Origin of the sequence: Macromonas nakdongensis, assembly GCF_002837145.1 — a bacterium.
Taxonomy (GTDB): domain Bacteria; phylum Pseudomonadota; class Gammaproteobacteria; order Burkholderiales; family Burkholderiaceae_C; genus Macromonas_B; species Macromonas_B nakdongensis.
In genome coordinates this window covers 1-1,277 of sequence record NZ_NWMV01000176.1, presented here as the reverse complement: position 1 = coordinate 1,277, position 1,277 = coordinate 1, and the positions used below count along the sequence as shown (strand labels likewise).

Annotated in this window: 2 protein-coding genes; one reads left to right on the top strand and one right to left on the bottom strand. The window is 73.0% G+C overall.

Features of this window, described 5'->3' with window-relative positions; all coding sequences use genetic code 11:
• Positions 1-70 precede the first annotated feature (70 nt).
• Positions 71-928, bottom strand: a complete 858-nt coding sequence (locus tag CON77_RS15000; protein ID WP_101050414.1) for a DHH family phosphoesterase — start codon at positions 926-928, stop codon at positions 71-73.
• A gap of 71 nt (positions 929-999) precedes the next feature.
• Here CON77_RS15000 and CON77_RS14995 point away from each other — a divergent pair.
• Positions 1,000-1,277 (top strand): thiol-disulfide oxidoreductase DCC family protein (locus CON77_RS14995; protein WP_101050412.1); only part of this gene is annotated, 278 nt, incomplete at its 3' end.

The window sequence follows — 1,277 nt, the reverse complement described above, 5'->3', positions numbered from 1 at the left end:
GTGGTGCGGCCGCGCACCAGGGTGACGCCGTGCAGCGACACGCCAGCCGAGCCATCCCAGGGCGCCGAGGTCACGGCCGCAGGCTGCCGTCGAGCAGCGCGGGCAACTGGGCCAGGCCCAGGCGGAAGGCGCAGGCCTGCGGGTGGCCACCGCCGCCAAAGGGCACCGCCAGCGCGCTGGCGTCGAACGGCCGCACCGCGCGCAGGCTGACCTTGACCACCGTGGGCGAGTCGATGCGGAAGATCACCCCGAAGGTGCCGGAACGCTCGGCCAGCACATTCCCCAGGTCGCTGGTGAATTCGCTGGGCGCGTTCACCGCCCAGACGCGGTGGCCCATGAAGTCGAGCGGGAAAGCGCCTTCGGCCAGCGTCTGCACCTGCTGGGCGAAGCGGTCCACCACGGCCTGGCCACGCGCCACGATCTGCGCCCGCTGCGCCGGGTCTTCCGCGGCCTCGTGGAAACGCGCCCATTGTTCAAAGTCGAAATCCAGCGCGTCCAGCGCCGCCAGGAAGGGCCGGGTGTCGGGGTAAGCCCAGTCCCACAGGTCGCGGTCCTCGATGCGCGAGATCAGGTGCGGCACCGGCTGCCCGGGGTGGAAATGCGCCCAGGCCAGGTGGGCACCGGAGCGCTGCATGTCGAACAGCAGGCTGAAGCCGGGGCCGCAGTGCAGGCACTGCAGCTTGTCGTGCGCGGTCTGGTGGTGGTCCAGCAGGGTGATCGAACGGGCCTCGGCGCGCAGGCGGGTCATCACGTCGGCGTCGAAGGCGAAGTCCAGGATGAACACGTCGCGGCCGGCCACCGCGGGCACCGCGCCGCCGTGCTGGCAGGGCAGGTAGTCGGCGCGGTCGCCCAGCGCGCGCCAGGCGGCGTAGGCGGCGCCAAAGCCGTCGGGGCAGTCGGCGTGGTACAGAACGAGGGTGTCTTTCATATGCCCGGGTTTATACCGGATGTTCCCGCCCGCGCCGCACGCGGTCGCCGGCTTTGCCGCATGATGCGGCCATGCCACCGCCCCCACGCCCCGCCCCCACGGTTTACTTTGATGGCAGCTGCCCGCTGTGCCGCGCCGAGATCGCGCACTACCGCCGCCAAGCCGGCGCCGACGCCCTGCACTGGGTGGACGTGAGCGCCGCGGGCGCCGCGCTGGGCGACGGCCTGGACTGCCGGCGCGCCATGGCCCGCTTCCACGTGCGCGACGCCGACGGCCGGCTGCACAGCGGCGGCGCAGCGTTTGCCTGCCTGTGGCGGGCGTTGCCGGGCTGGCGCTTGCTGGGCCGGGC